At 57.5% G+C, this 1,582-nt stretch carries 2 protein-coding genes; both read left to right on the top strand.

The annotated features are described in order from the left end of the window. Window positions 1–425: hypothetical protein (locus ACP5J3_RS14375; protein WP_428496306.1), on the top strand; the 425-nt coding region annotated here is incomplete at its 5' end. Window positions 426–428: 3 nt separating this feature from the next. After that, window positions 429–1,582: hypothetical protein (locus ACP5J3_RS14380; protein WP_428496307.1), on the top strand; the 1,154-nt coding region annotated here is incomplete at its 3' end.

Raw genomic sequence — 1,582 nt, forward strand, 5'->3', positions numbered from 1 at the left:
AGGTGGTGGTGGCGAAGTTGCCAAGGAGCGGTGTCGTTAGGATACTCACGCCAAGGCTCGCCATGGCGGTGCTGTACTACACCACAAGGTTTGAAGAGTGGCGGGTGTATGGAGAGTACCCGCCGACGGTGGCCCTGGATGGCGAGGTGGAAAAGCTGGCCTACGTAAACCTGGAGCTGGCCAGGAACCTAATCGCGCAACTCCCGGCGGAGTATATAGACAATGTCGTGAGGGCGGTTAGGCGGTTCAGCTTTAAGCTACTAGTGTCGCTTGCAGAGATTAAGCGCTACGAGAGAGTCATCTCGGCCTCCACGCCAGATCAGATGTACTTCGCAACTGTCTTCCTCCTCTACCCGGTAGTTGCGCTCTTTCCTCACCACGCCGCGCGCTTCCTGTGCAATATTTTAAGAGAGGTTAAGAAGTAGTACGTGCCCTGTGTTTCAGCGGATACGTGCAAATCCCTAGGTGGCACGTGCGTTGAGCAGTGTTGCTACGGTTGCAACTGTCTGTTGGAGACTTCGTTTTTCCTCCTCAAGCACAGCTACACACTAACAGGCTCTGGCGTGGCGCTTGACCTACAGGTAGGCGTCGACTTTTCGAAGTTCTGCGGGAGGACTGCGCTGAAGAGCGGGTCGCTGAAGTCTTTCTTCAACATCGACTCGTGTGACGAGTTCGATGTAGACTACTGGGGCAACTCTCTCCTGATTTCTGGCGAGGGGAAGGGCAGAGTCAAGATATATGTAGACGGGTCCCCAGCTGGGGAGACAGACGCTGGCGGGAAGTTTTCGCTTTCAGCGAAGTGGCCTGGGAGGAAGGCCAGGCTAAAGGTGTGCTTCTCCTCCGCCTACGACACCCTAACGTATTCGGTATACGGACAGGACTGCCCGCAACAGGTACCGGTAGACGTCGAGATATACGACAGTAGCGGGAGGCTACTCTATGGCGTGTCCAGGCTAGTCCAGCAGGGTAGCAGTTGCGTGTGGCCTCTCCCCTCGCTCATGCCATGCGTCCGTATCTCCACATCCGTGCCACCGTCTCCCACCTACTATGTCAAGATCTACAGAGGCGGCTCGCTCCCGACGTGCCGCGACCTCCTCCTCTACTCCGCTGTTGAGATACCGGAGTACAGAGAGAAGCCGACTCAAGCCCTGCAGATAAAGTCTGTGACAGTGAACGGGGTACAGGTCCCCAGTGGCGGGTCTGTCGAGGTGGCGGGAGGCAGGATAGATATGACTGTCAGGGTCTCCTCCTCCACAGCCGCCACTGGCAAGGTGGTCGTAGAGGCTGGCTCAAGTCCCGTAGTTGTCAACGCTGTCTTCGCCCGGGGGGACAACGACGTCCCGGTCAGCTTCCAGGTGTACAGCGGTGGCAGATATAGCGTGTCCGTCTACGCAGAAGCCGAGGGGGCGGTTAGCGAGAAGTACCTCTTCACCATGTCTGTCCGCCAGCCGCAGTGCCCCTACCCGTCTAGGTGCGTGCCAATTACGACGTGTGCCAACTGTATACAGAGCTGTGATGGCGGCTGTTGCTGTGTCGAGGAGGCCTCCCCTAAGTTCTACATAGCCAGCGTCTACCCCCAGGA

It is taken from the genome of Pyrobaculum sp., from assembly GCF_049971835.1.
Lineage (GTDB): Archaea > Thermoproteota > Thermoprotei > Thermoproteales > Thermoproteaceae > Pyrobaculum.